Origin of the sequence: Pseudomonas sp., assembly GCF_040514055.1 — a bacterium.
GTDB lineage: Bacteria > Pseudomonadota > Gammaproteobacteria > Pseudomonadales > Pseudomonadaceae > Aquipseudomonas.
The window spans coordinates 48,699-72,903 of sequence record NZ_JBEVDL010000002.1 but is presented as its reverse complement, the minus strand read 5'-3'; the positions used below and the strand labels follow the sequence as shown (position 1 = coordinate 72,903).

Sequence of the window (24,205 nt, the reverse complement as noted above, 5' to 3'; positions counted from 1 at the left end):
GCCGGGTAGCTATGTTCGGAATAGATAACCGCTGAAAGCATCTAAGCGGGAAACTAGCCTCAAGATGAGATCTCACTGGGACCTTGAGTCCCCTGAAGGGCCGTCGAAGACTACGACGTTGATAGGTGGGGTGTGTAAGCGCTGTGAGGCGTTGAGCTAACCCATACTAATTGCCCGTGAGGCTTGACCATATAACACCCAAGCAATTTGCTTAAACGGCAAATTGACGGTGGAAGACGCAGCACCGAATGTCCGCAACGCAAATGATCTATCACATCCCCATTTTGGCCGGTTGCCCTGGGCAGCCGACCACCCGAATTGCTTGACGACCATAGAGCATTGGAACCACCTGATCCCATCCCGAACTCAGCCGTGAAACGATGCATCGCCGATGGTAGTGTGGGGTTTCCCCATGTGAGAGTAGGTCATCGTCAAGCTTCAATTCCAAACGCCCTGTCCGCTTACGCGGTCAGGGCGTTTGTTTGTGCGCGCAAAAAACTCCGGTCCGGCGGCGGGCCTGCCACCGGGCGCTGCGCGGGCCGAGGCTTGTGGTGTAGGGCGGCCTCGGCGCGCCGTCTGGCGCCAGCCCGCCAACACGCAGCTGCGTATCGGCCTGGGGGCGAGCTGCTCTCCGGACCCCGTCCACCCAAACCAGGCCCATAAAAAAACCACCCGCAGGTGGTTTTATCAAGGCTGAGCCTTTCAGTCGCCGCGGTACTCACAGCCACTGGTGCAGGTCTCATGAATGCGGATGCGCGACAGCTCCGGCAGCAGCGGTTTGAGCTCTTTCCAGATCCACTGGCACAGGACTTCGCTGGTGGGGTTCTCCAGGCCGGGGATATCGTTCAGGTAGTTGTGGTCGAGTAGTTCGTATAAGGGCTTGAAGATGGCCTTGATTTCGGAAAAATCGCGGATCCAGCCGGTATGGGGATCAACGTCACCCTCGATATAGATTGCCACCCGAAACGAGTGACCGTGCAGGCGCCCACACTTGTGACCCGCCGGGACATGGGGTAGGCGATGAGCCGACTCGAAGATGAATTCCTTGAATAATTCCACGCTATAACGCTCTGAAAATGACGATCGCCGCTGCGATCAAAGCAGGCTGGCAGTTTACCAGCTCTGCCGCCGCCTGTGCGGAGGTATGACCCGCTCAGGGCTTTCTCAGGCGTTGCAGTTCCTGACGCAGCCACTCGCCGGAGAGCTGTTTCTGTCCGGCGCAGTCGACGCTGTAGGGCTCGCCACTGATGCTGCTTTCAGTGGCAGCATGTTCGATAAAGTCCTCGGCGGACGCCAGTTTGTCCTTGTCGGCGAGGTAGTCGAATTTTTTTTGCAGGTGCGCCCGGGCATCCACGGGCGAGTGGCTCTCGCCGTTGCGGATAAAACTGCAGCCGCTGCTTTCGACGAACTTCAGCAGTCCGTCGATTTCCTGGCGGGCCTGCTGACTGAGGGCCGCGTGGGTGGCCTCACTGAGTATCAGCAGGCAACAGGCTGCGCAGAAACTGCGCCACGTAGTCATGGAAGCGGGCATCGGTCCAATACTCGAAATGGCTAAGGGGGGTATGGCGTTTATACCAGGGCCCCACCGGCTGACTGCGGTCTTCATGCACCACTTGGGCATAATTCTGCAGGGGGCGTAAAGGATAACCGAGGCTATCGGCCGGGGCGTAGAAATTCAACCAGCGGGCTTTTTGCCGCAGCTCCGGGCTCAAGCGGTCGCCCGGGAAGCGAATGGGCACCACGGGGTCATAGGCAAAGGTGAACAGTGGAATATTGCAGCCAAAGGTGACCAGGCCAGCCAGGGTCTCCAAGGCCAGGAAGTCGTCTGACGGGGAGCTGATGGTCGGGTTAAGTTGCTGCTGGTCCCAGACGAAGTTGGAAAAGATATGCCCGCCCAGGGAGTGGCAGAGCACCACCAGCGGGGTGTCGTGTCCCACCCGGGCCCTGAGCCGGTTCAAGCCGTCGCGCAGGTGCTCGTGCACCTGTTCATAGGCGCTGTCGTGGACCTGGCCGACCTGCCGATAACCGCTGGCGTCCCCCAGGAACGAGGTGACGATGCGCCGCAGCCAGCGCCAGGTGACGGGCTCCTTGGCCAGCGCATCCAGGTAGGCCTGTTCGCGGGTATCCAGCACGCTGGCCCAGAACAGGCTTTCGAAGGCAACGTGCGGAGCGTGATCACCCAAGCGTCGGCGCAAGCCGCCGATCAGGCGCCGTGCATAGTCGTGTACGCCCTCGTCGTCGCGCAGATCGGCTTGCGTACCGATACCGTGAACTATGGCCACCGCCAACTTCATGCAGGGAATTCCCGGGACAGGCGTTTATAGAGTCCAGGCATCAGAGCGGCTGCAATCGTTCGGCCAGTTGGCCGCTTTCCTGCAATTCGAGAAACTCGTCACCGAGCCGACGGCTCTCGCTCATGGCCGTGCGCCAGTACCGTTCGCGCCCGGCGTCGTCGCCCAGATAACGGTTGAAATCCTTGCGGTCCGGCAGTTTGCCGTGGGGCAGGCGCGCCAGGTAGTCCCGTGAAGGCGCCAGTAACAGCACATCCTGCAGGCGACCATTGTCGCCGCGACGCCAGGGCAAGCCCTTGTCGAACCAGCCAGGAATCACCTTGTCGGTGAAGTGCGGGTAGAGCACCACATCCTCCCCGCTGTAAGGCAGGTCCAGGTGGTAATCGAGCAGACCGCCGTCACGGTAGGTGCCCGGCCCGGCACCGGGGATGTCGCGTACCCCTTCCATGATCATGGGAATGGAGCCGGAGGCGAGCAGGGCGAACCGCAGGTTATCGGCATTCAAGGTCAGGAAGCGCGATGGGAAGTCGGTCAGCGCGCTGAGCGGTGGCAGCAAGCGTTCATCGTGCAGGATCACCCGTTCGAAATGCTTGGCCAGGCGCGGCCGGCCGAGCAGGTTGCTGCCGATGACCGACGACAATCCCAGCCCTAGCGTACCGCGGTGATCATAGGCCAGGCGGCCGTGGCTTTTAACCACCACGATATTGAGCCGGTAATGGGGGTTGTCGAGGATCTGGCCGTCACGGCCGTCGAGCAGCTCGTCGAGCATCTGGCTGCAGCTGAGCGACACCTGCGCCATGCTGACGCCCTTGCTGAAGCGCTGGCCGGTGTAGAGCTCGCCCAGCCGTTGCAGGCCCTCGGCGGGATCTGCCAGGCAGGCGCTGGCAAAGCGCCAGGAACCGATCGAGGCGCCGATCAGGGAACGTTCCCGCGGCGCCCGGGGCAGCCAGTCGCCAAACAGGGCCAGGTCCAGCCCCTGGATGCCGAGGGCTTTGGGTCCGCCCGCGGCGCCGGGCAAAATGCCGACGTCGGCCGGGTGCAGCCCACGCTCGCGAATACGCGTCAGGGCACGCGGACCGGCCTTCAAGGTAAGGCTTGGGGATTTGATGTGAATGCCGCTCATACTGGCCTCCATGGCGCAAGACAGCGATTATAGAGGCCCGTGTCGCCGGGCCAAGCGACTTCATCCGGTGAATGATGGTCCCATGCCGCTCACACCATTGCCAGGTGAGGGGCCTGGCGGATTAAGCTTGAGTTCAGTCCAGTGGCTTATCTTGGGTCCTGTCAAAACGACTTCTGAGGAACGACCCGATGCTGAATTTCACTCGCAAATCCACCCGCTTTTCCGCTTTGTTTGCCGGTATCACCCTTGTAACGGTCTCGGGCATGGCCCAGGCCCGTGACCTGGGGCCGGATGAAGCCCTTAAGTTGCGTGATGCCGGAACCGTGCAGTCCTTCGAGAAACTGAACGCGGCCGCCATCGCCAAACACCCGGGCGCCACGGTAAGTGAAACCGAACTGGAGGAAGAGTACGGTCGGTATATCTACCAGGTCGAACTGCGCGATCCCCAGGGCCAACAGTGGGACCTGGAGCTGGATGCCGCCACCGCTGAAGTGCTCAAGGACCACCAGGACAACTGATGAAAAGACGCTTCATGGCCCCGCTGATTCCCCTCCTGTCAGCGGTTCTGGCCAGCACCCCGCTGCTGGCCCGGGACCTCGATCAGGACGAGGCGCTGCGTTTGCGCCGCGAAGGGGTGATCCAGCCCCTGGAAGAGCTGATCCAGTCCGCCCTGGGGCGTTACCCCGGGGCGACCCTGTTGGAGGCTGAACTCGAGGAGGAGGACGAGGTGCTGGTCTATGAAGTTGAGTTGTTGATCACCGGCGGTAGCGTCAGGGAACTGGAGCTGGATGCCCGTGATGGACGCATCCTGAAGGACGAGGAAGACGACTGATGCGCCTGCTGTTGGTGGAAGACCATGTACCCCTGGCCGACGAATTGCTCGCCGGCCTGAGCCGTCAGGGCTACGCCGTGGATTGGTTGGCCGATGGCCGCGATGCGGTGCACCAGGGCGCGACCGAACCCTATGACCTGATCATCCTGGACCTCGGCCTGCCCGGCAAGCCGGGGCTTGAGGTGCTGCAGGCGTGGCGCGCCGCGGGCCTGGCCACGCCGGTACTGATACTGACCGCGCGCAGCTCCTGGGCCGAACGAATCGAAGGGCTGAAGGCAGGCGCGGATGATTACCTGTGCAAACCCTTTCACCCGCAAGAGTTGCACTTGCGCGTCCAGGCGCTGCTGCGCCGTGCCCATGGGTTGGCCAACCAGCCGCAACTGCAGGCCTCTGGCCTGGAGTTGGACGAAGGCCGGCAATCGGTCAGCCGCGCTGGCAAGGTGGTCGAATTGACCGCCGCGGAATTCCGTCTGCTGCGCTATTTCATGCTGCATCCGGGGCAGCTGTTGTCCAAGAGCCACCTGACCGAGCACCTGTATGACGGTGAAACCGAACGTGATTCCAATGTCCTGGAAGTGTTGGTCAACCGTCTGCGCCGCAAGCTCGGCAGCGAGGTGATCGAAACCCGCCGTGGCCAGGGTTACAGGTTCAGCGAGCAGCCTGAGTGAGGTCGATCCAGCAACGCCTGAGCCTGGGGCTGGTGGTGATCTGGCTGGTCAGCGGCCTGCTGCTGGTCCAGGCCAGTCTCTGGCTGTTCGACCATGGCCTGCGGCGCTACCTCGAATCGGGCTTGCGCGAGGAGGCGCAGGGGCTGCTGATCGCCCTGGTACGCGGGCCGGCCGGGCTGCAGCTGAATGAACAGCGTCTGGCGCCTGCCTATCAACGGCCGTTCTCCGGCCATTATTTTCGCATCGATTTTTCCGAGACGGTCTGGCGCTCGCGGTCGTCCTGGGATTACGAACTGCTTCGGGCCAGCGCGCCCGGGCTGCAGGCGGAGTTGGTGGAAGGCCCGCGGGAGCAGACCCTGCTGCTCTATCACGCCCGCTACCGGCGTTTCGGCGAAGACCTGTCGATTACCGTGGCACAGGACTATCGGCCGGTGCTGGACAGTTTTAATCAGGTACGACAGCTGGGCCTGGGCGTGGGCATCGGCGCCTTGTTGCTGGTGCTGTGGCTGCAGCGCCTGACGGTGCGTTCGGCGTTGCTGCCCCTGGAGCAGGTACGGCGCCAGGTCGCCCAATTGCAGGACGGCCAGCGAGGCGCGCTGGACAGCCAGGTGCCCGCGGAGCTCGAGCCGCTGGTGGCGCAAATCAATCGCCTGTTGGCCCACACCGAGGACAGCCTGAAGCGCTCGCGACATGCGCTGGGCAACCTCGGCCATGCGCTAAAGACCCCCTTGGCGGTGCTGGTCAGCCTGGCTGCACGGGAGGACCTCGACCCTGGGCTGCGTGCCACCGTGCAGGAGCAGTTGGGTCAGATCGAGCAACGCCTGTCCCGCGAGCTAGGGCGTGCCCGGCTGGCCGGAGAAGTCTTGCCCGGCGCGCATTTTCAATGTGCCGAAGAGCTGCCTGGGCTGTTCGCTACCTTGCAGATGATTCATGGCGATGACCTGCTGTTGTCCTGGGACGCCCCGGCCGGGTTGCGCCTGCCCTGGGATCGCGAGGATTTGCTGGAGATGCTTGGCAATCTTTTGGACAACGCCTGCAAGTGGGCGGATGCACGGGTGCGACTGACCATCAGCCGTCAGCCAGACGGTTTCCGGATGGAAGTCGATGACGATGGGCCCGGTATCGACCCTGCCGCCCGTGACGAGGTGCTCAATCGCGGCAGTCGCCTGGATGAACAGGTGGCCGGGCATGGCCTGGGGTTGGCCATAGTGCGGGATATGGTGGAGTCCTGGCAGGGGCGCTTGCAGTTGTCGCAAGGCCCCTTGGGCGGTCTGCGCGTGACCCTCGACCTGCCGCAGAAGAAGCCTGAATAAGGCCAGGACGGCCGTGCAGCCGGTCAGCGCTCGGTCAGGAACGCACGTGCTGCTCCACCCACAGCGCATAGGCATCGATAAATTTTTGCAGGAAGGGGCGGATGCCGTCGCTTAGCTTGCCCGCTTCATCGAAGAAGCTTCCGGCGCCACCGAGATAAGCCTCGGGTTGTTGCAACACCGGCACGTCGAGGAAGACCAGCGATTGGCGCAAATGGTGGTTGGCGCCAAAGCCGCCGACGGCGCCCGGCGAGGCACTGAGCACCGCCCCGGGTTTGCCACTGAAGCCGCTTTTGCCATAGGGGCGTGACCCGACATCAACGGCATTTTTCAGCGCGCCGGGCACTGAACGGTTGTATTCCGGAGTGATGAACAGCAGCGCATCGGACGCCTTCAGATTGGCCCGGAAACTGTCATAGGCAGCAGGTGCTGTACCGGCATCGATATCTTCGTTGTACAGCGGCAAGTCGCCAATTTCGATGATTTCCAGTTTCAGCGAAGGCGGTGCCAGCTCGGCCAGTGCCAGGGCCAGGCGGCGGTTGATGGAGGCTTTGCGCAGGCTGCCGACCAAAACGGCGACGTTATAAGGCTTGTTCATGGGCATTCCTTTGAATGGGGGAAACAGGTCAGTCGACCACTATAGTGCCTCTGTGTCGCTGACTGTGGGAGTCGCTTGGTGTCGCGGTGGGCCGTCCGCGCGACCTTTTGCGCGCCAAGAGTCCCTTGGCGATCCGCTGTAACTGCTTGCGTTGCCTGGCGTGAACAGGCCAAGCCCGGAGAATCAGTCTTGGCTCTTCTCGTTACAGATACTCAATACCTGCGAGGTTGCCGCCTCGGTTTCCACGCCGGGCATTTTGTCGATAATGCATCTGTGGTAGCGCTTCTCCGCGGTAAACAGATAATTGCCTTCGAGAAAATACTTGCGGCAGGACTGCTGGATATAGAACGCCGAGCGTTCCGTTTTCGCACCCTTTTGGTGGGTCAAGACACAATCCTGATAGTCCTCGGTTTCGGCGTCAAAGGCAGCGCATACCGTCGAGGCCATCATCAAAAGAACGGCGCTAAACCTGATAACCATAGGGTGCACTCGGCTGGGGTAAGACAGGGTTGTAGAGGTCTTGGCTGATGGCAAAATATAGCCCTAGAGCCAGGGGCAAGACCAGCGCTCAGGTGCTGACGCTGCGCCCAGTTTTGCAAGTTTGTGCTACAGGCGACGAAGCCGGGTTACGCTTGGAGGAAGAGTGGAATTTGCCATCGAGAGTGGCTGAGTATTTGTTCAAATATCGCTGTCCATTGTCCAGGTACTCGACGAGGGAGAGGGTGATGGCGCGTAAACATTTTAAAACCTATGAAGCAGTGTCCAGTGCATATCCCCAGGGGGAAGGCTTCAAAGCAGTGATCGCCCTCAAGCGGCGTGACAGTGCCGAGCAACCGACTATCCATCAGGTGGCCAGCCAGCGCGTCTACGATCTGGCGGCCGAGGCGGATGCGGCCGCGAACGCGGCGCTGAACAAGGTGGTGGAAGTCGACGAGCACGGCGGGCTGATCTGGGAAGACTGATTGGCCATTACCGCCGCCAGTTGTCGCAGCGCCCCCTCTGCAGCCCACCTAGGGGGCTGCAGAGGGGGCGGGCGGGTCGGTCACTCGGTTTTCTGGTGAGCGGCCGCCAGTTTTTTCGCCATTTCCAAGTGGTGCTCCAGCTTGGGTAAGGCACTGGTGGCGAAGGCTTTCAAATCTGGGTCTTCGGCGTCCTGCATTTCTTCACGGAAGAGTTCGATAGTTGCCTCATGGGCCTTGACCTGATTATTCGCATAGGCCTCGTCAAAGGACTCGCCCGAGCGCAACTCCAGGATCATCGCCTTGGCTTTGCTCATCAACTCGGCATCGTCCGCCACTTCCAGGTTCTTGCGAGTGGCCAGCGCGGCCAGCTCCTGATTGGCTTGGGTATGGTCCTTGATCATCTGCTCGGCGAAGGTTTTGATGTCCGGGCTGGTGGCTTTCTCCATCGCCATCTTGCTGGTTTCGATCTCGGCAATGCCTTTGGCCGACGCTTCATCGACGAAGTCAGCCGCGCTATCGGCCAGGGCCTGATTGGCCAGGGTGCCCATCAGCACGGCGAGGGCAGTGGACAGTAAGCTTTTGCGGGAAGTGTTCATGGTCAGTCACCTTTTTAAGGGGGTGTATGCCTCAGTAATAAGGGGGCCGTCTGGCCGTTTTTTAATGCGCGCGCCATTAATGACCGGGACTCAAAACAAGGGTTCAGACGGATTTATCCATCACTAACAGCCGATAAATAACGTGAGTGAATGGGGCAACTTGCATGGGCGGCCAGTTGTAAATCAGGCATTTTGCATGGAGGGGATGGCGGGTTGGTGGTGCAATCTATTGTTTTTAATTGATTTTTTTAGAAGGCTTGGTTGGCATAACCGCTGCTGGAGCTTTGCCATCGAACCGGAGTGCGCCTCTTGGTCTGTTCTGGTTCAACATCGCTCTGGCAACTTCCCGGCCTGAATCCCAGTGCGGGTTGTTTGCAGGTGGCGATCAACGCGAGTGTTGCCAAGTGTGCTTAACATCGTCTGGCGGTTGTGCACTCTCAAACGCACCGGAGTATCGAACATGAGCGTACAGAAACTAACGGTGGTGATTTTCGCCAGCCTGCTGTCGTGCAGCGTATTGGCCGCCACCACGGAGCCCATTGAACCGATTGCCCCTATCGAAGCTCCCACCAATCCATCCAACGGGGATTCTGGTACTGACACCGGTCCGAATGGCGGTACCGGTGCTGATACGGATGCCGGAACGAATTCGAACAGCGGTATGGGAAGCGACAATGGGGCCGAGAGCACCGCCCCGGGTTCGGGCAGCGACACGGGCTCTGGAGCCACTGGCTCAGGTTCGGGTTCCAGCAGTGGCTCGGGTTCCGGCTCGGGAAGTGGACAATAACCTATGAGTCGGTTACCGCAGTATGCGGCGACGGTCTGGCAGAGCCGTCGCCCAGGGGTTACATACCGTTGGCAAAGGCGGGCGAATTCATGTCCACGGCCGCCCGCACCGGCTTGAGCGCCACCGCGTATTTGAACAGCAGGTCCAGGCTGTAGTCGATGCGGGCGTGCAGCCGTTGCTCGTGGTCATCGGTTGCGTCTTGCGCATTGAGTACCTGCTCCACCTGCCGCACGATCAAGTGTTCGGGCAAATAGCAAATACGGCAGTTTTTGTAACTGGAGGCGCGCAGTTCGCTGATGGGGTAAGCGCCGCCGATGCCGGACGATACCCCAACCAACAAGCCCGGTTTATGTGCCAGTTCGGCCTTGGTGGCGTAGATGAAAAAGTTCTTGATCGCCGGCCCTGCCATGCCATTCCACTCGGGAGCGATAACGATCAGTCCGTCTGCCGCTTGCAACTGCGCGGCTATTGCCGCCCAGTTACTGCTGTCCTCCGCCGGCCACAGCGGCAGCGGGGTAACGCCGAGGTCGATCACAGTGCTGCTGTGCTCGCTGCACAAGCCCGCCTGGATCATGCGCGTCCGCAAAAAACGGGCAACCTTGCCCGATTGGCTATCGAGGCGACTGGAGCCGGCGACAATGGCGAAATTCAGCATGGGGTGTTCCTTTCAAGGGGGGCTCCCAGGCTAATGGCCGGCGGGAGCGGCGACAAGCGCGGGCGCGCCACTGCCGCGGACCTATCAGGCCATCAGGCCCGAGGACCTGACTGACCTAGACCTTGAACTGATCCATCAGCCCTTGTTGATGGTTGGCCAGGTTGTTCAGCGATTGGCTGACCCGCGCGGACTCGTCGGCTTGTCCGGCGAGTGATTCGGTGACATCGCGGATACTGGCGACATTGCGGGTAATTTCCTCGGCCACCGCGCTTTGCTCTTCGGCCGCACTGGCAATTTGCAGGTTCATGTCGGTGATCACGGTAACGGCCTCGCCGATGCGTTGCAGCGCCGCCACCGCGTGTTCCACCTGGCTGACGCTGCTCTGGGCCTGTCGATGGCTGTCGTCCATGGCGCCGACCACCTCGCGGGTGCCCTGCTGCAAACCTTCGATGACCTGGCGAATTTCCTCGACCGAGTCCTGGGTACGCTTGGCGAGGTTGCGCACCTCATCGGCGACCACCGCAAAGCCGCGGCCGGCTTCACCGGCGCGGGCCGCCTCGATTGCAGCATTCAGCGCCAGCAGGTTGGTCTGTTCGGCGATGGAGCGGATCACCTCCAACACCGAGCCGATTTGTTGGCTGCTGCTGGCCAGGCCCTGCACCTGGACCATCGCGGTGTTCATATTGATCGACAGGTTGTCGATGCTGCGGGTGGTCAGGTCGATGATGCCCAGCCCTTCGCGGGTGGCGCGATCGGCACCGCGGGCCGCCTCGGCCGCCAGTGCGGCGCTGCGTGCCACGTCCTGGGCGGTGCTGCTCATTTCCTGGGAGGCGGTCGCCACCTGGTCGACTTCACGGTATTGCTGCTGCATGCCGGCACTGGTCTGGCTGGCGATCGAGGCGGACTGATCAGCCGTGCCACGGGCATCGGTCACCGAACGTTTAACGTCGGCAATGATGGGTTGCAGCTTGTCCAGAAAGCGATTGAACCAGGCCGTCAGCTCACCCAGTTCGTCCTGCCGGGCATACTCCAGGCGACGGGTCAGATCGCCTTCACCGGTGGCGATACCCTTGAGCCGCTCGGCCACTTCCAGGATGGGCCGGGTCACGCCGCGTGCCGTCAGGCTCATCAGTAGCAGGCCGAGGATCACCGCCACCAGGCCCAGCCCGAGTGCCTGGATACCGTCAGTGGTGCTGCGGGCAGCCAAGTCGGCCCCTAACTGGTCGGCCGGGCGCTGCAACACTGCTTGCGGAACCTCGAGCAGTACGGCCCAGGGACGTGATTCCGGAATCGGCAGCAAGGGCGTGAGGATACGCAGCATGTCGGCGTGATGCAGCACCTGCGCCTGGCCTGCGGCGACCAGGCTGTTCAGCTCCTGGCCCTGCTCGGGAAAGGCCGCGATCACCGCGTTGCCCAGCTGCGCCGGATCCCGGCTGTGTCCCGCCAGGCGCCCGACCGGGCTAAGGATGCTGACATGGCCCTGACCGTCGAAAAGTTCCTGGCTGGCCTGCAGGCTGATGCCCTGCAAGTTGCTCAGGCTGATATCCACGCCCAGCACGCCCACCACCTTGCCCTCGATCTCCAGGGGAAAGGCGATGCTGGTCATCAGTGTCGACTTGCCGTCCACCTCGTCGAGGTAAGGGTCGAGCACGCAGGCTTGGCGGGTTTCCCGGGGGCAGGTGTACCAGGCATTGAACGCGACACCGTTGGCCCCGGGGGTGGCATTGGCCAGCTCACTCTCGGTCATGGCCTCGGACTCCAGTGCGCCACCAGCGGACTGCGACCAATACAGGGCGAAGCGCCCCTTTTCATTGCTACCCAGCTTGGGTTGGTCGGCGAACAGGCTGTCCTTGCCGTCCAGGGCGTTGGCGTCGAAGACCACGTACAGGCCCAGCAGGTTGGGGTTGGCCTGCAGCGCGCTCTGCACTTGGCGGGTCAGGTCTTCACGCAGGTCGAAGGCATCGAGGAAGCGCTTTTCCGCCTGGTCCTTGAGAAACAGCACCTGGCGGACGAAGCCCTTGCCGTATTGATAGGTATCCATGAAATAGCGCTGGATACGCAGTGCCTGGGTTTCGCCGCGGGCCTGCATGCGCAATTGTGCTGATTCATCGAGCATCCGGCTGCTCGATTGCCGAGCCCACTGGGCACTGCTCTTTGCCTGGTAGAGCGAGGCGCCCACCAACAGGGTGACGATGGCGAGCAGGCAGAGCCCGGCCAGCAAGGTGATCTTCCACTGGATCGAGAGCTGGCTGGGACGCATAAGGGGCTTCCTTTGAATTCGGCAGGACGACAAAGGCGCTATCGGCGCGCACGTACCTTTCTTGAAACGGCGTTTTTGGACGCCGGCGCGTGGCCGGCTATCTCCATCATAGCGCCAAAGGCATGGCATTTTGACAGAGGCGCGGGCATGGGGCAGAGTACGCGCCCTTTTTCGGTGCGTAGCCATGCCGCGCCTGGCCCCCTGGGCGTTTTCGTTGGAGTTTGTTATGAATGCAGTAGTGGCCGCTGTCGGCCTGATGTTGGTGCTCAGCCTGTGCCGTGTGCACGTCGTGGTGGCGCTGATCGTCGGTGCACTGGCCGGCGGACTGCTGGGTGGCCTGGGCATGCAGGGGACCCTGACCGCCTTTAATCAGGGACTGGGCGGCGGCGCCACGGTGGCCTTGTCCTATGCCTTGCTCGGCGCCTTCGCCGTGGCGATCGCCAAGTCGGGCCTGGCCCATGCGTTGGCCGACCGGGTGCTGCATATGGTGGGGCGCCAAGAGCAGCAGGGCGGCCAGTCGGTCAAATGGCTGCTGATTGGCCTGCTGCTAAGCGTGGCGGTGGCCTCGCAAAATATCCTGCCGATCCATATCGCCTTTATCCCGTTGCTGGTGCCACCGCTGCTGTACGTGCTGACGCGGTTGCAGATCGACCGCCGACTGATCGCCTGTGTGATTACCTTCGGCCTGATCACGCCCTATATGTTCCTGCCCGTGGGGTTCGGCAATATCTTCCTCAACGAGATCCTGTTGGCCAACGTGATCAAGAGTGGTGTCGATGTGAGCGGGGTGAATGTCACCGAAGCCATGGCAATTCCCGCGGTGGGCATGCTGGTGGGCCTGTTGATCGCGGTGTTTTTCAGTTACCGCAAAAAACGCGTCTACGACCTGGCCAGCATCGAGCAGGTCGAGCAGGTGGCGATCCGGTACAGTCCCTGGAGCCTGCTGGTGGCCGCGGTGGCGGTCGCCGCGGCCTTTGTCGTGCAGCTCTGGCTCGACTCGATGATCCTCGGCGCCTTGCTCGGTTTCGTGATTTTCTCCCTGTCGGGCGTGGTGCGCTGGCGCGAGACAGAGGATCTGTTCACCGAAGGCATGAAGATGATGGCCATGATCGGTTTTATCATGATTGCCGCTGCCGGTTTTGCCGAAGTGATGAAAGCCACCGGCGAAGTGAAGGGCCTGGTCGACGCTTCGGTGGCCTGGATCGGCGACAGCCGGGCGATCGGTGCCTTGCTGATGCTGCTGGTCGGTCTGTTGGTGACCATGGGCATCGGCTCGTCCTTTTCCACCGTGCCGATCATTGCCGCCATTTTCGTGCCCCTGGGGGTGCAACTGGGGTTCAGCCCCCTGGCTATCGTCAGTATCGTCGGCACTGCCGGTGCGTTGGGCGATGCCGGTTCTCCCGCCTCGGACTCCACCCTCGGACCCACCTCCGGGCTTAACGTTGACGGTCAACACAACCATATCTGGGATACCGTGGTGCCGACCTTTCTGCATTACAACCTGCCCTTGCTGGTGTTCGGCTGGGTGGCGGCAATGGTGCTGTAGCGGGCGCCCAGCGGTGGCCTCATCTACGCTGCTTAAGAGTCGCCACAACTGGCCGATAGCAGTGATCAGGGTGTGGTTTTGCCCACGGATTGACCTGCGTGTGGTGGGCTGCGGACTCCATATTTTCCCCCGTTTAGTCTGCGCTCTAAAAGGCGCAGTGCTTCTCAGCTGACAGGGTCCCGCCCCGTCGAGCTCGCATCCGCGGCTTCGACTGTCTTATCTACAAGGACATTGCAAATGACGTTGAAGTCGAAGGTGCTCTTGTTGGGCCTGGTTCCGGTCGTTCTATTTGCCTTGGCCTTGAGCGGTGCCGCCGCCAAGGTGCTGCAAAGCCTGGCGGAGGACGAGGTCACGCAAACCCGCGAGCGGCTGCTGCAGGAAAGCCGCAGGGAGCTGGAAAACTACGTGCGTATTGCCCAGGGGGCGGTGCAAGGCCTGTACGAGGGGGCGGCGTCCGGTGACATGGCCAGCCGTACCCAGGCCATCGCAGTGCTGTCGAAGATCAAATACGGCAAGGACGGTTATTTTTTCGGCCACGACAGTCAGGTGGTACGGCTGTTTCGCGGCGACAACCCGGCGGATGTCGGCAAGAGCCTGGCCGACCGCAAGGATCCGAACGGTATCTACCTCAACCGTGAACTGGTCAATGTCGCCAAGAACGGCACCTTCTACCTGAACTACTCCTCGCCTTTGCCGGGCAACGAAAAGGTTCTGGTGCCGAAACTGGCGTACAGCTTTTACCTGCCCAAGTGGGATATGGCGCTGGGTACCGCAGTCAACCTGGATGGGATCGAGGCCCGGGTCGCGGAAGTTCAGGCGGCCATCGATGCCCGGATCAGGACCGTGGTGACCAGTATCGTGGTTATCGCAGCCGTGTTGCTGGTGGTGCTGGGCATCGCCGGCCTGGCGCTGAGCAACTCCATACTGCGGCCGTTGCAGGCCATCAAGGCCAACCTGGATGACATTGCCGCGGGCGAGGGTGACCTGACCCGCCGCCTGCCGGTGAGCGGTGATGACGAACTGGGGCAACTGGCGAATTCGTTCAACAGTTTCGTGGCCAAGATCCACGGCCTGGTGCGGCAGATCGTCGAAATGACCGGTCAGCTCACCGAGTTGGTCGGGCAGGTGTCGGCGCAAACCCAGCGCTCCGATCAGGCCATGGGCCGCCAGCGGCATGAAACCGACCAGGTCGCCACGGCCATCAACGAGATGTCGGCCGCCGCCCACGAGGTGGCCAAGAGTGCCCAGGGCGCCGCCGAAGCGGCGCAAAAAACCGATGAAGAAGGCCAGGCGGCAAAAAAAGTCGTCGATGGCAGCATCTCGCGGATTCATGCCCTGGTAACCGATATCCGCAGCGGCGGTGCGTCGCTGGACAGCCTGCAGCAGGATGTACAGTCGATCGTCAGCGTGCTGGCGGTGATTCGCTCCATCGCCGAGCAAACCAACCTGCTGGCCCTGAACGCGGCAATCGAGGCGGCCCGAGCCGGTGAGGCCGGGCGTGGTTTTGCCGTGGTCGCCGACGAGGTGCGCGCCTTGGCCAGCCGCACACAGCAGAGCACCCAGGAAATCCAGGGCATGATCGATCGCCTGCAACAGGGCACTGCCGCTGCCGTAACGGCCATGCGCCGCTCCAGCGAAGCCGGCGACGCCACCAGCGAGCAGGCCAACCAGGCCGGCACCTCGCTGGATGCCATTGCGCGGCTGATCGGCACCATCAACAGCATGAACGCTCAGATCGCCAGTGCCGCCGAGGAGCAGACCGCCGTGGCCGAGGAGATCAATCGCAGCGTGCATCAGATCGCCTCGGCCGTGGACAATGTGGCCGACGAAACCCAACAGAGTGCGCAAACCGCCCGCAGCCTGGCCGAATTGGGCCAGCGGTTGGGGGCGCTGGTGCGGCAGTTCCGTATCTAAGGGCGCCCGGATGGGCGGTGGCTGACCCTGGCCGCGGTAGCCCTTGCACCCCGCGCCGCTCTGGCTTGGGCGGCCCTGCGCTGGTGGTGCAAGAGATTTGGCACTTGGCCAGCCCACTGCTGACTAAGTGTCATACGTTTCCCCGACCGTGAGTCCCCATGCATAGCCTCAACCTCGAAAACAAGACCTTCCTGCTCTTGCTGGTGGCGGTCACCTGCGCCTTTATCTGGATACTGTTGCCCTATTACGGGGCCTTGTTCTGGGCGGTGATCCTGGCGATTCTGTTCGCCCCCTTGCAGCGCCACCTGGCCCGGCGCTTTGGCTTGTCAAAGAACCTGACCGCGCTCGGTACCCTGTTTATCTGCCTGGTGATCGCCATCTTGCCGGTGGTGTTCACCACGGGCTTGCTGATCCAGGAAGCGAGCGGCCTGTATAAACGGATCGAGACCGGTGAGCTGGATGTCGCCGGCTACCTGGCACAGTTCCGCGACCTGCTGCCATCCTACCTGCAACGGCAGATGGACCGGCTGGGCCTGGGCAATATCAACGGCCTGCGCGACAAGATCGTTGCCGGTGCGATGCAGGGCAGCCAGGTGGTGGCGGCCCAGGCGTATACCCTGGGGCAGAATACTTTCGAGTTCGTGATCAGTTTTTTCGTGATGCTCTACCTGCTGTTTTTCTTTCTGCGCGATGGCCCGGAGCTGGTGCGCAAGATCCGCATGGCGATTCCGCTGGGTGAGCCGCAAAAACGCCGGTTGCAGCTGAAATTCACCCGGGTGGTGCGCGCGACGGTCAAGGGTAACGTGCTGGTGGCGGTGGCTCAGGGGGCGTTGGGCGGCTTGATTTTCTGGTTTCTGGATGTGCCCAGTCCCTTGCTCTGGGCGGTACTGATGGCCTTCCTGTCGCTGCTGCCGGCCGTGGGCGCGGGTATCGTCTGGGTGCCGGTGGCAGCGTTTTTCCTGCTTAGCGGGGCCATCTGGCAAGGCGTGGTGCTGACCCTGTTCGGCGTACTGGTGATCGGCCTGGTGGACAACGTGCTGCGCCCGATCCTGGTGGGCCGCGACACTCGTATGCCCGACTACCTGATCCTGGTCTCAACCCTGGGTGGCCTGACCATCTTCGGCCTTAACGGCTTTGTCATCGGCCCGTTGATTGCGGCATTGTTCCTTTCAAGCTGGGGCATCTTCACCGGCACGAAAAAGACCATTCAGCTGCCTTAGGGCCTGTGGACACTGTCCGCAGGCACCCCGGTTCCCGCGAAAAAGGGTTCCGGGCCAGGCGCGGAAGGCGCGTTCCTTTGCAATGTTTCTCAACGTCGTATGGGGATCTTAATGGAGACGCCGGGGCTTGCTCGTCACCCTGATGAGCCCTAGAGTTCGACCGCGTCAGTCACGGCGCGACTCTTTTGCGCGGACCTGCGATGACCCGTTTTTTTCTGCTGTTTCTGCTGCTGGTGCTGGGCTTGTTCACCCTTGAGCTGACCCCGCCGGTGCAGCGCCACCTAGTGCTGCCCTGGACCCTGCTGCTGGCCGATATCAGCGCCGCCTTGATCGGTGCCTTCGATGCCGATGTGGTGGCCTATGGCAAGGTGCTGCAAAGCCTGTCGCGGGGCGGTGGGGTGTCGATCGAGGCCGGCTGCAATGGCATCGAGGCCTGCATCCTGCTCAGCGCGGCGATCCTGGCCTATCCGGCGCCCTGGCGCCACAAGCTGGTCGGGCTGCTGTTGGGTTTTGTCGCCATTCAGGCGCTCAACGTGCTGCGCGTGATCAGCCTCTATTACCTGGCGCTATGGAGCCCGGCCGCCTTCGAGTTCGCCCACCTGTACCTGTGGCAGGTCCTGATCATGCTCGATGTGCTGGTGGTCTGGTTGATCTGGATTCGCCGCCTGCCGCCGCGGCAGGTGCTGGCTGGCGCGAGTGCCTAGGGTATTTTCCTGTTTTGGGGGGCGCGCGTGCCCGCGTGGGTTACGCCGCGCGGAAGGTGCAGCGTGGTGTGCCAGGCCCACATTCTGCGCGACTAACGCCACCCTACGAAAAGCGTGTCCGTGCAGGCGCCGCGGCGGTACCCAACCTGTAGCAGCGGCCCATGGCCGCGAAGGAAGGGCCAGGCAGGGGCGTGGGCTGCAACGACGCCCATAAAAAAACCCGGCCTTGGCCGGGTTTTTTATGCAGGCGCGGCTTAGGGCGTCATCACCAGACCCGCCTGCTGCACCAGCTCCAGCAGTGGCTGCGGGTAGACACCGAGGACAAAGGCCAGCAGGGAAATTGCCAGCAGCATCAGCCCACCGGTACGTTGACCCCAGTTGAACGGGGCGTCGTGGCGGCGCAGGTTCGGTTCGATCAGGTACAGGGTGACCATCACCCGCAGGTAATAGAACACGCCGATGGCACTGCCCATCACCAACGCGCCAAGCAACCACCATTGCTGGGACTGCACGCCCACCGCGACCACGTAGAACTTGCCGATAAAACCGGCGGTCAGCGGAATGCCGGCCAGCGACAGCATCATCACCGTCAGTACCGCGGTCAGGTAGGGGCGACGCCAGAACAGGCCGCGGTACTCGTACAACGCATCGCAGTCACGGCCGTTATAGGGCGTGGACATCAAGGTGATCACGCCGAAGGCACCCAGGCTGGTCAGCACATAGGTCGCCAGGTACACGCCAACCGCTTCCACCGCCAGGCCCTTACTGGCGATCAGGGCGATCAGCAGGTAACCGAAGTGGGCGATGGAGGAGTACCCCAGCAGCCGCTTGAGGTTGTTCTGGGTCAACGCCAGCAGGTTGCCGATCAGGATCGAGGCCACCGCGAGGGCGGTCAGCACATCGTTCAGCAGTCCGCCGTTGGCTACCGGCGACAGCTGGAACAGGCGCAGCAGCACGGCGAACACCGCCACCTTGCTGGCGGTAGCCAGGAAGGCCGCCACCGGCGCCGGGGCGCCCTCGTAGACGTCCGGGGTCCAGAGGTGGAAGGGCACCAGCGACAGCTTGAAGCCCAAGCCGATCAGCATCATGCCCAGGCCCAGTTGCGCCAGGGGGCTGGGCAGGCCGCTTTGGGCCAGCGCCGCGCCGATACCGGCGAAGCTGAGGCTGCCGGCATCGGCGTACAGCAGCGCCATGCCGAACAGCAGAAAGGCCGAACCGGCCGCCGAAAGCACCATGTACTTGATGCCGGCTTCCAGTGAGCGCTTGTTGAAAAAGGCGTAGGCGACCATGCCGTATACCGGCACCGACAGCAGTTCCAGGCCAATAAACAGGCCGGCCAGGTGCTGCGCGCAGACCAGTACCAAGCCCCCGGCGGCGGCCAGCAGGATCAGCAGGTAGAGCTCTTCGCGGTTGCCGGGGTAGCCGGCACCGGACTCGGCCCCGAGGTAGGCGTGCACCAGGGTCACGCAGGCCAGGGTCGAGACCAGGATCAGGCCCATGTAAAAGATGGCGAAGCTGTCCACCTGCAACAGCGCGGTGACCGCCAGGGGGGCGGCCTGTAAGGCCGGAACCAGCGACAGCAGCGCCAGGTTGAGGCCGATGATCGACAGCACGAAGGTCAGGGCATGGTTGCGTCGCCAGGCGATCGCCAGCATCACCACCACCAGGGTGGCGCAGGTGACGAGCAACGGCAGCAGGGCGAGCAGGTGTTGTGTGGTGAATTCCATAACGCGGCTTTCCATTACAGGCTACCGGCCCGATGCAAGTTGAGTGAAAGCGGCACCGAGCCACTGCTGGACGCCCTGCATGCTGGCGGTGGTGGTGTCGAGCACCGGCTGCGGGTAGACCCCGAGCACGATCAGCAGCACCGCCAGGCCCAGCACCATGGCCAGCTCGCGGCCATCGAGGCCCTTGAGTGGCGCGTCGGACTGGGTCGGACCAAAGTAGGCGCGGTGGATCATGATCAGCGAGTAGACCGAGGCGAATACCAGCCCGGAGGTGGCGATCACCACGCTCCAGGGGGCGCTTTTGAAGGCGCCCATCAGGATCAGGAACTCGCCGACGAAGTTGCCGGTGCCCGGCAAGCCCAGGGACGCGGCGGCGAAGAACAGGCTGATCGCCGGCAGGTAGGCGATGCGCGACCAGAGGCCGCCCATCAGGCGCATGTCACGGGTATGCAGGCGCTCGTAGAGCTGGCCGCAGAGGATAAACAGCGCGGCCGCCGACAGGCCGTGGGCGAGCATCTGCACCACCACGCCCTGCAGCGCCATCTGGCTACCGGAGTAGATGCCGATCAGGATAAAGCCCATGTGCGAGACGCTGGAGTAGGCGATCAGGCGCTTGATGTCGGTCTGGGCGAACGACAGGATGGCGCCGTAGAAGATCCCGACCAGGCCCAGGCCCATGGCGATCGGCGCGAACTCGGCCGAGGCATTGGGGAACAGCGGCAGGGCGAAACGCAGCAGGCCATAGGCCGCGGTTTTCAGCAGGATACCGGCCAGGTCGACGGAGCCGGCGGTGGGTGCCTGGGCGTGGGCGTCCGGCAGCCAGGAGTGGAAGGGCACCACCGGCAGTTTCACCGCGAAGGCGATAAAAAAGCCCAGCATCAGGATGTATTCGGTGCCGCGCGGCAGTTCGGCCTTCAGCAACTGGCTGTAGTCGAAGGTGATCACGCCGCTGGTGCTGTAGTTGACGAACACCAGGCCCAGAATCGCCACCAGCATGATCAGGCCGCTGGCCTGGGTGTAGATGAAGAACTTGGTGGCGGCGTAGATGCGGGTCTTCTTGCCATCGTCGGAGCTGTGGCCCCAGAGCGCGATGAGGAAGTACATCGGCACCAGCATCATTTCCCAGAAGAAGAAGAACAGGAACAGGTCGAGAGCGAGGAACACCCCGATCACGCCGCCGAGTATCCACATCAGGTTGAGGTGGAAAAAGCCGACGTGGTTCTGGATCTCTTTCCAGGAGCAGAGTACCGAGAGCACACCGAGCAGGCCGGTGAGCAGGATCATCAGCAAGGACAGGCCATCCAGGGCCAGGTGCAGGCTGATGCCAAAACGCTCGATCCAGACGCGTTTGAATTCCAGGGTCCAGGTCGGGTCGGCGCCCGGTGCCGGGGCCAGGCTGTAGTCGCCGGTGCTCCACAGCCACAGACCCAGGCCGAGCTCCAGCGTCATGGTGAACAGGGCGATCCAGCGCGGCAGGGTGGCGCTGAAGCGCTCGCCTTGCCAGCACAGCAGGCCGCCGATAAAGGGGATCAGGATTAGCCAGGGCAGAATCATGACGGGCTCAATTCCTTGCGCAAATGCGTAAATTCATCTCAGACAGCCGCCAGCAGGACGGCGCCCAGAACCAGTACCGCACCACCGACGATGGACGCGGCGTACCAGCGCAGATTGCCGGTCTCGGTGCGACTCATCAGGCGGTGGCCGCCGCGCACCAGGCGCGGCACCAGGTTCATCGTGCCGTCCACCGGATCGCGCGCCAGCAGGCGGGTCAACAGCAGGTAGGGTTTGACGAACAGCAGGTCGTACAGCCAGTCGAAGCCCCAGGCGGCGAACCACCAGGCGGACAGGAAACGCCCCGGCGCACTGCGGGCGACGGCCGATACCAGGCTGCGTTTACCGAGGAACAGCAGCGCGGCCAGCAGGATACCCGCCAGGGCGATGGCGCCCGAGGCGATTTCCAGGCTGTGCTTGGCTTCGCCACCGGCATGCCCGACGCTTTCCGGCAGCACGCCGGCCAGCGGCGGGCTGATCAGCGCACCGATGAAGGTCGAGAGCACGATCAATACGCTCAGCGGCAGCCAGTGGGCCACGCCATGACCGGCGTGGGCCTCGGTCTTGGCTTCGCCGTGGAAGGCGATGAAGATCAGGCGGAAGGTGTAGAGCGAGGTCATAAAGGCACCGACCAGGCCGGCGTACAACAGCCACTGATGACCGCTGGCGAAAGCTTCCCAAAGGATCTCGTCCTTGGAGTAGAAGCCCGCGGTGACCAGCGGCAGGGCGGACAGCGCCGCGCCACCGACCATAAAACTGGTGTAGGCCAGCGGCAGCTTTTTCCACAGGCCGCCCATCTTGAAGATGTTCTGCTCGTGGTGGCAGGCCACGATCACCGCACCGGAGGCGAGGAACAGCAGGGCCTTGAAGAAGGCGTGAGTCATCAGGTGGAAGATCGCGCCGTCCCAGGCGCCAACGCCCAGGGCCAGGAACATGTAGCCGATCTGGCTCATGGTCGAGTAGGCGAGGATACGCTTGATGTCGGTCTGCACCAGGGCGGCGAAACCGGCCAGGACCAGGGTTACGCCGCCGATGATGCCAACCAGCTCGAGGATCTGCGGCGTCAGGCTGAACAGGCCGTGGGTACGGGCGATCAGGTAGACACCGGCGGTGACCATGGTCGCCGCGTGGATCAGGGCCGAGACCGGCGTGGGGCCGGCCATGGCGTCCGCCAGCCAGGTCTGCAACGGCAGCTGAGCCGATTTGCCCACCGCGCCGCCCAGCAGCATCAGGGTCGCCAGCCACAGCCAGGTATCGCCGGCGACGTACTTCTGCGGCGCCACCACCAGCAGTTCCTGGATATTCAGGGTGCCCAGGTGGAGGAACAGCAGGAACAGGCCGATGGCCATAAACACGTCGCCAATGCGGGTGACGATAAAGGCCTTGAGCGCGGCGTTGCCGTTGTTGCGGTTGCTGTAATAGAAACCGATCAGCAGGTAACTGCACAGGCCCACGCCTTCCCAACCGAAGTACAGGAACAGCAGGTTATCGCCCAGGACCAGAAACAGCATGCTGGCGATAAACAGGTTGGTGTAGGCAAAAAAGCGCGAGTAACCGGCTTCGCCGCGCATGTACCAGGAGGCAAACAGGTGGATCAGAAAGCCCACGCCCACCACCACGCCGAGCATGGTCACCGACAGGCCGTCCAGGTACAGGGCGAAGTTCGGCGCGAAACCGTCCACCGACATCCATTGCCAAAGCACCTGGGTATAGGCGCCGCCCTCGGGCGGGGCGACATTGAACTGCCAGATCACCCAGGCCGTGACCAGCGCCGAGAGGCCGATCGAGCCGACGCCGATCAGGGCGCTGAGGTTCTCGGACCAACGCCCGCGGGAAAACGCCAGCAACAGGAACCCCAGCAGGGGGAATACACAGGTCAGGAATAAGAGGTTCATCCGCGCATCTCGCTGGCTGCGTCGATATCGAGGGTGTTGAAGCGCCGGTACAGCTGCAGCAGGATCGCCAGGCCGATGCTGGCCTCTGCGGCGGCCAGGCTCAGTACCAGGATAAACATCACCTGGCCGTCAGGCTGGCCCCAGCGGCTGCCGGCGACGATAAAGGCCAGGGCCGCGGCGTTCATCATGATTTCCAGGCTCATCAGCACGAACAGGATGTTGCGCCGAACCATCAGGCCGGCCAGGCCCAGGCAGAACAGCATGCCGGCGACGGCCAGGCCATGTTCCAGGGGGATCGCGTTCATCATTCTTTCGCCTCATGACGGCCGAGGTGGAAGGCCGCGACCAGGGCAGCCAGCAGCAGCATGGACGCCAGCTCGACGACCAGCAGGTAGGGACCGAACAGGCTGACGCCCACGGCTTTTGCATCGACCGTCTGCCCGCCCAGGGTGCCGCCGCTGATCGGGCCAGCGAACAGCACGTAAAGCAGCTCGGCCAGCAGGGCCAGGGCCAGCAGGCCCGGACCGGTCCAGATACCGGGGCGCATCCAGGTGCGTTCCTGGTCCACCGCGGCGGGGCCGAGGTTGAGCATCATCACCACGAAGACGAACAACACCATGATCGCGCCAGCGTAGACGATGATCTCCAGGGCACCGGCGAAGGGCGCGCCGAGGGCGAAGAAGGTCATCGACACCGCCAGCAGCGAGATGATCAGGTAGAGCAGCGCATGCACCGGATTGCTGTTGGTGATCACCCGCAGGGTGGACACCACCGCGACACCGGACGCAAAGTAAAAAGCGAATTCCATAATTATCCTTATCCTGTCCGCAAGAGCTGTTGAGGGCGGGGTGGGCGCAGCGCCGGCCAAGAGGCCGCCGGCCGCGCGCTCATCCCGGGTGCCTCATGGCAACAGCCCCTTGACGTTGATCGGTTCGGCTTCGTTCTGCGCGGCGCCTTTCGGCTTGCCGGCAATGGCCATGCCGGCCACCCGATAGAAGTTGTAGTCCGGGTTCTTGCCGGGGCCGGAGATCAGCAGGTCTTCTTTTTCGTACACCAGGTCCTGGCGCTTGTACTCGGCCATCTCGAAATCCGGGGTGAGCTGGATCGCGGTGGTCGGACAGGCTTCCTCGCACAGGCCGCAGAAGATGCAGCGCGAGAAGTTGATGCGAAAGAAATCCGGGTACCAGCGACCATCCTCGGTCTCGGCCTTCTGCAGCGAGATGCAGCCCACCGGGCAAGCCACCGCGCAGAGGTTGCAAGCCACGCAGCGCTCCTCGCCATCGGGGTCGCGGGTCAGCACGATACGCCCACGGTAGCGCGGCGGCAGGTACACCGCTTCTTCCGGGTACTGCAGGGTGTCGCGCTTGCGGAACGAGTGGGAAAACACCATGACCAGGCTGCGCAACTGGGTAAAGGTGCCGTGGATTACGTCGCGTATATAGTTGAACATGCCGCTTCTCCTCAGTAGGCCGTGCCGCAGGGGCCGTTATGGGAAAACAGCAACACCTCCAGGCCGCGTAGCGGGCTGTCGGTGCAATGAATGACGTCGAACACGTACTTGAACAT

General features: G+C 62.7%; 23 protein-coding genes, 2 rRNA genes and 2 pseudogenes. 11 read left to right on the top strand and 16 right to left on the bottom strand.

The window, feature by feature from the left end:
- Both ABWY06_RS00930 and rrf read left to right on the top strand, forming a co-directional pair.
- Window positions 1-191, top strand: a 23S ribosomal RNA gene (locus tag ABWY06_RS00930); the annotation flags it as partial.
- Window positions 192-321: 130 nt separating this feature from the next.
- A 5S ribosomal RNA gene (rrf, locus tag ABWY06_RS00925) occupies window positions 322-437 on the top strand.
- A gap of 265 nt (window positions 438-702) precedes the next feature.
- Here the strand turns inward: rrf and queD are convergent.
- The 4 genes from queD to ABWY06_RS00905 all read right to left on the bottom strand — a co-directional run bounded on the left by queD (window position 703) and on the right by ABWY06_RS00905 (window position 3,414).
- Entirely contained in the window at window positions 703-1,059 is a 357-nt protein-coding gene (gene queD / locus ABWY06_RS00920; protein WP_353923672.1) for a 6-carboxytetrahydropterin synthase QueD, read from the bottom strand.
- A gap of 94 nt (window positions 1,060-1,153) precedes the next feature.
- Window positions 1,154-1,519, bottom strand: coding sequence for a DUF5329 family protein (locus tag ABWY06_RS00915; protein WP_353923671.1), 366 nt, complete (start codon window positions 1,517-1,519; stop codon window positions 1,154-1,156).
- Window positions 1,467-2,294: a hypothetical protein gene (locus ABWY06_RS00910; RefSeq protein ID WP_353923670.1), complete on the bottom strand. Its 828-nt coding sequence runs from the start codon at window positions 2,292-2,294 to the stop codon at window positions 1,467-1,469. The genes ABWY06_RS00915 and ABWY06_RS00910 overlap by 53 nt, the downstream gene beginning before the upstream one ends.
- Window positions 2,295-2,334: 40 nt before the next feature.
- A complete protein-coding gene (locus tag ABWY06_RS00905; protein WP_353923669.1) occupies window positions 2,335-3,414 on the bottom strand; it encodes a patatin-like phospholipase family protein in 1,080 nt (359 codons plus the stop codon).
- Between the two features lie 263 nt (window positions 3,415-3,677).
- On the opposite strand from ABWY06_RS00905, the gene ABWY06_RS00900 reads away from it, so the two are divergent.
- Genes ABWY06_RS00900 through ABWY06_RS00885 form a run of 4 tightly spaced genes read left to right on the top strand, consistent with a single transcriptional unit; the run spans window position 3,678 to window position 6,227 of the window.
- Window positions 3,678-3,932, top strand: coding sequence for a PepSY domain-containing protein (locus tag ABWY06_RS00900; protein WP_353923676.1), 255 nt, complete (start codon window positions 3,678-3,680; stop codon window positions 3,930-3,932).
- Window positions 3,933-3,946: 14 nt separating this feature from the next.
- A complete protein-coding gene (locus ABWY06_RS00895) occupies window positions 3,947-4,246 on the top strand; it encodes a PepSY domain-containing protein (protein ID WP_502948129.1) in 300 nt (99 codons plus the stop codon).
- Window positions 4,246-4,914, top strand: coding sequence for a response regulator transcription factor (locus ABWY06_RS00890; protein WP_353923667.1), 669 nt, complete (start codon window positions 4,246-4,248; stop codon window positions 4,912-4,914). The genes ABWY06_RS00895 and ABWY06_RS00890 overlap by 1 nt, the downstream gene beginning before the upstream one ends.
- A complete protein-coding gene (locus tag ABWY06_RS00885) occupies window positions 4,911-6,227 on the top strand; it encodes an ATP-binding protein (protein WP_353923666.1) in 1,317 nt (438 codons plus the stop codon). Before ABWY06_RS00890 ends, ABWY06_RS00885 begins: the two co-directional genes overlap by 4 nt.
- Before the next feature lie 34 nt (window positions 6,228-6,261).
- On the opposite strand, the gene ABWY06_RS00880 is transcribed toward ABWY06_RS00885, so the two are convergent.
- A complete protein-coding gene (locus ABWY06_RS00880; RefSeq protein ID WP_353923665.1) occupies window positions 6,262-6,822 on the bottom strand; it encodes an NADPH-dependent FMN reductase in 561 nt (186 codons plus the stop codon).
- A gap of 183 nt (window positions 6,823-7,005) precedes the next feature.
- Window positions 7,006-7,302, bottom strand: a complete 297-nt coding sequence (locus tag ABWY06_RS00875; protein WP_353923664.1) for a VF_A0006 family four-cysteine protein — start codon at window positions 7,300-7,302, stop codon at window positions 7,006-7,008.
- Window positions 7,303-7,547: 245 nt separating this feature from the next.
- Between ABWY06_RS00875 and ABWY06_RS00870 the strand changes: the two genes are divergently transcribed.
- On the top strand, window positions 7,548-7,784 hold the full coding sequence (locus tag ABWY06_RS00870; protein ID WP_353923663.1) for a hypothetical protein: 237 nt from the start codon (window positions 7,548-7,550) through the stop codon (window positions 7,782-7,784).
- 80 nt (window positions 7,785-7,864) lie between these two features.
- Here the strand turns inward: ABWY06_RS00870 and ABWY06_RS00865 are convergent, their stop codons facing one another.
- The 4 genes and pseudogenes from ABWY06_RS00865 to ABWY06_RS25830 form a co-directional block, all read right to left on the bottom strand.
- Window positions 7,865-8,380: a DUF4142 domain-containing protein gene (locus ABWY06_RS00865; protein WP_353923662.1), complete on the bottom strand. Its 516-nt coding sequence runs from the start codon at window positions 8,378-8,380 to the stop codon at window positions 7,865-7,867.
- An 845-nt stretch (window positions 8,381-9,225) separates the two neighbouring features.
- The gene (locus ABWY06_RS00860; RefSeq protein WP_353923661.1) at window positions 9,226-9,822 is read right to left on the bottom strand and encodes an NADPH-dependent FMN reductase; all 597 of its coding nucleotides are present in this window, start codon (window positions 9,820-9,822) and stop codon (window positions 9,226-9,228) included.
- 115 nt (window positions 9,823-9,937) lie between these two features.
- Window positions 9,938-10,447 (bottom strand): annotated as a pseudogene (locus ABWY06_RS25835) (methyl-accepting chemotaxis protein); the annotation flags it as partial.
- 348 nt (window positions 10,448-10,795) lie between these two features.
- Window positions 10,796-11,863 (bottom strand): annotated as a pseudogene (locus ABWY06_RS25830) (cache domain-containing protein); the annotation flags it as partial.
- A 445-nt stretch (window positions 11,864-12,308) separates the two neighbouring features.
- Here ABWY06_RS25830 and ABWY06_RS00850 point away from each other — a divergent pair.
- The 4 genes from ABWY06_RS00850 to xrtH all read left to right on the top strand — a co-directional run bounded on the left by ABWY06_RS00850 (window position 12,309) and on the right by xrtH (window position 17,466).
- The gene (locus ABWY06_RS00850; protein ID WP_353923659.1) at window positions 12,309-13,628 is read left to right on the top strand and encodes a Na+/H+ antiporter family protein; all 1,320 of its coding nucleotides are present in this window, start codon (window positions 12,309-12,311) and stop codon (window positions 13,626-13,628) included.
- 237 nt (window positions 13,629-13,865) lie between these two features.
- Window positions 13,866-15,542, top strand: coding sequence for a methyl-accepting chemotaxis protein CtpM (gene ctpM / locus ABWY06_RS00845; protein WP_353923658.1), 1,677 nt, complete (start codon window positions 13,866-13,868; stop codon window positions 15,540-15,542).
- 158 nt (window positions 15,543-15,700) lie between these two features.
- Window positions 15,701-16,762, top strand: a complete 1,062-nt coding sequence (locus tag ABWY06_RS00840) for an AI-2E family transporter (protein WP_353923657.1) — start codon at window positions 15,701-15,703, stop codon at window positions 16,760-16,762.
- Between the two features lie 185 nt (window positions 16,763-16,947).
- Entirely contained in the window at window positions 16,948-17,466 is a 519-nt protein-coding gene (xrtH, locus tag ABWY06_RS00835; RefSeq protein WP_502948128.1) for an exosortase H, read from the top strand.
- Window positions 17,467-17,720: 254 nt separating this feature from the next.
- Here xrtH and nuoN read toward each other — a convergent pair whose 3' ends face one another.
- The 6 genes from nuoN to nuoI form a co-directional block, all read right to left on the bottom strand.
- A complete protein-coding gene (nuoN, locus tag ABWY06_RS00830; RefSeq protein ID WP_353923655.1) occupies window positions 17,721-19,193 on the bottom strand; it encodes an NADH-quinone oxidoreductase subunit NuoN in 1,473 nt (490 codons plus the stop codon).
- Between the two features lie 21 nt (window positions 19,194-19,214).
- Window positions 19,215-20,747, bottom strand: a complete 1,533-nt coding sequence (gene nuoM, locus ABWY06_RS00825; protein WP_353923654.1) for an NADH-quinone oxidoreductase subunit M — start codon at window positions 20,745-20,747, stop codon at window positions 19,215-19,217.
- 38 nt (window positions 20,748-20,785) lie between these two features.
- Window positions 20,786-22,639: an NADH-quinone oxidoreductase subunit L gene (gene nuoL / locus ABWY06_RS00820; RefSeq protein WP_353923653.1), complete on the bottom strand. Its 1,854-nt coding sequence runs from the start codon at window positions 22,637-22,639 to the stop codon at window positions 20,786-20,788.
- A complete protein-coding gene (gene nuoK / locus ABWY06_RS00815) occupies window positions 22,636-22,944 on the bottom strand; it encodes an NADH-quinone oxidoreductase subunit NuoK (RefSeq protein WP_353923675.1) in 309 nt (102 codons plus the stop codon). The genes nuoL and nuoK overlap by 4 nt, the downstream gene beginning before the upstream one ends.
- On the bottom strand, window positions 22,944-23,447 hold the full coding sequence (gene nuoJ / locus ABWY06_RS00810) for an NADH-quinone oxidoreductase subunit J (RefSeq protein WP_353923652.1): 504 nt from the start codon (window positions 23,445-23,447) through the stop codon (window positions 22,944-22,946). Before nuoJ ends, nuoK begins: the two co-directional genes overlap by 1 nt.
- Before the next feature lie 93 nt (window positions 23,448-23,540).
- Window positions 23,541-24,089 (bottom strand): NADH-quinone oxidoreductase subunit NuoI, encoded by a 549-nt coding sequence (nuoI, locus tag ABWY06_RS00805; protein ID WP_353923651.1) that lies wholly within the window; start codon window positions 24,087-24,089, stop codon window positions 23,541-23,543.
- Window positions 24,090-24,205: the final 116 nt, after the last annotated feature.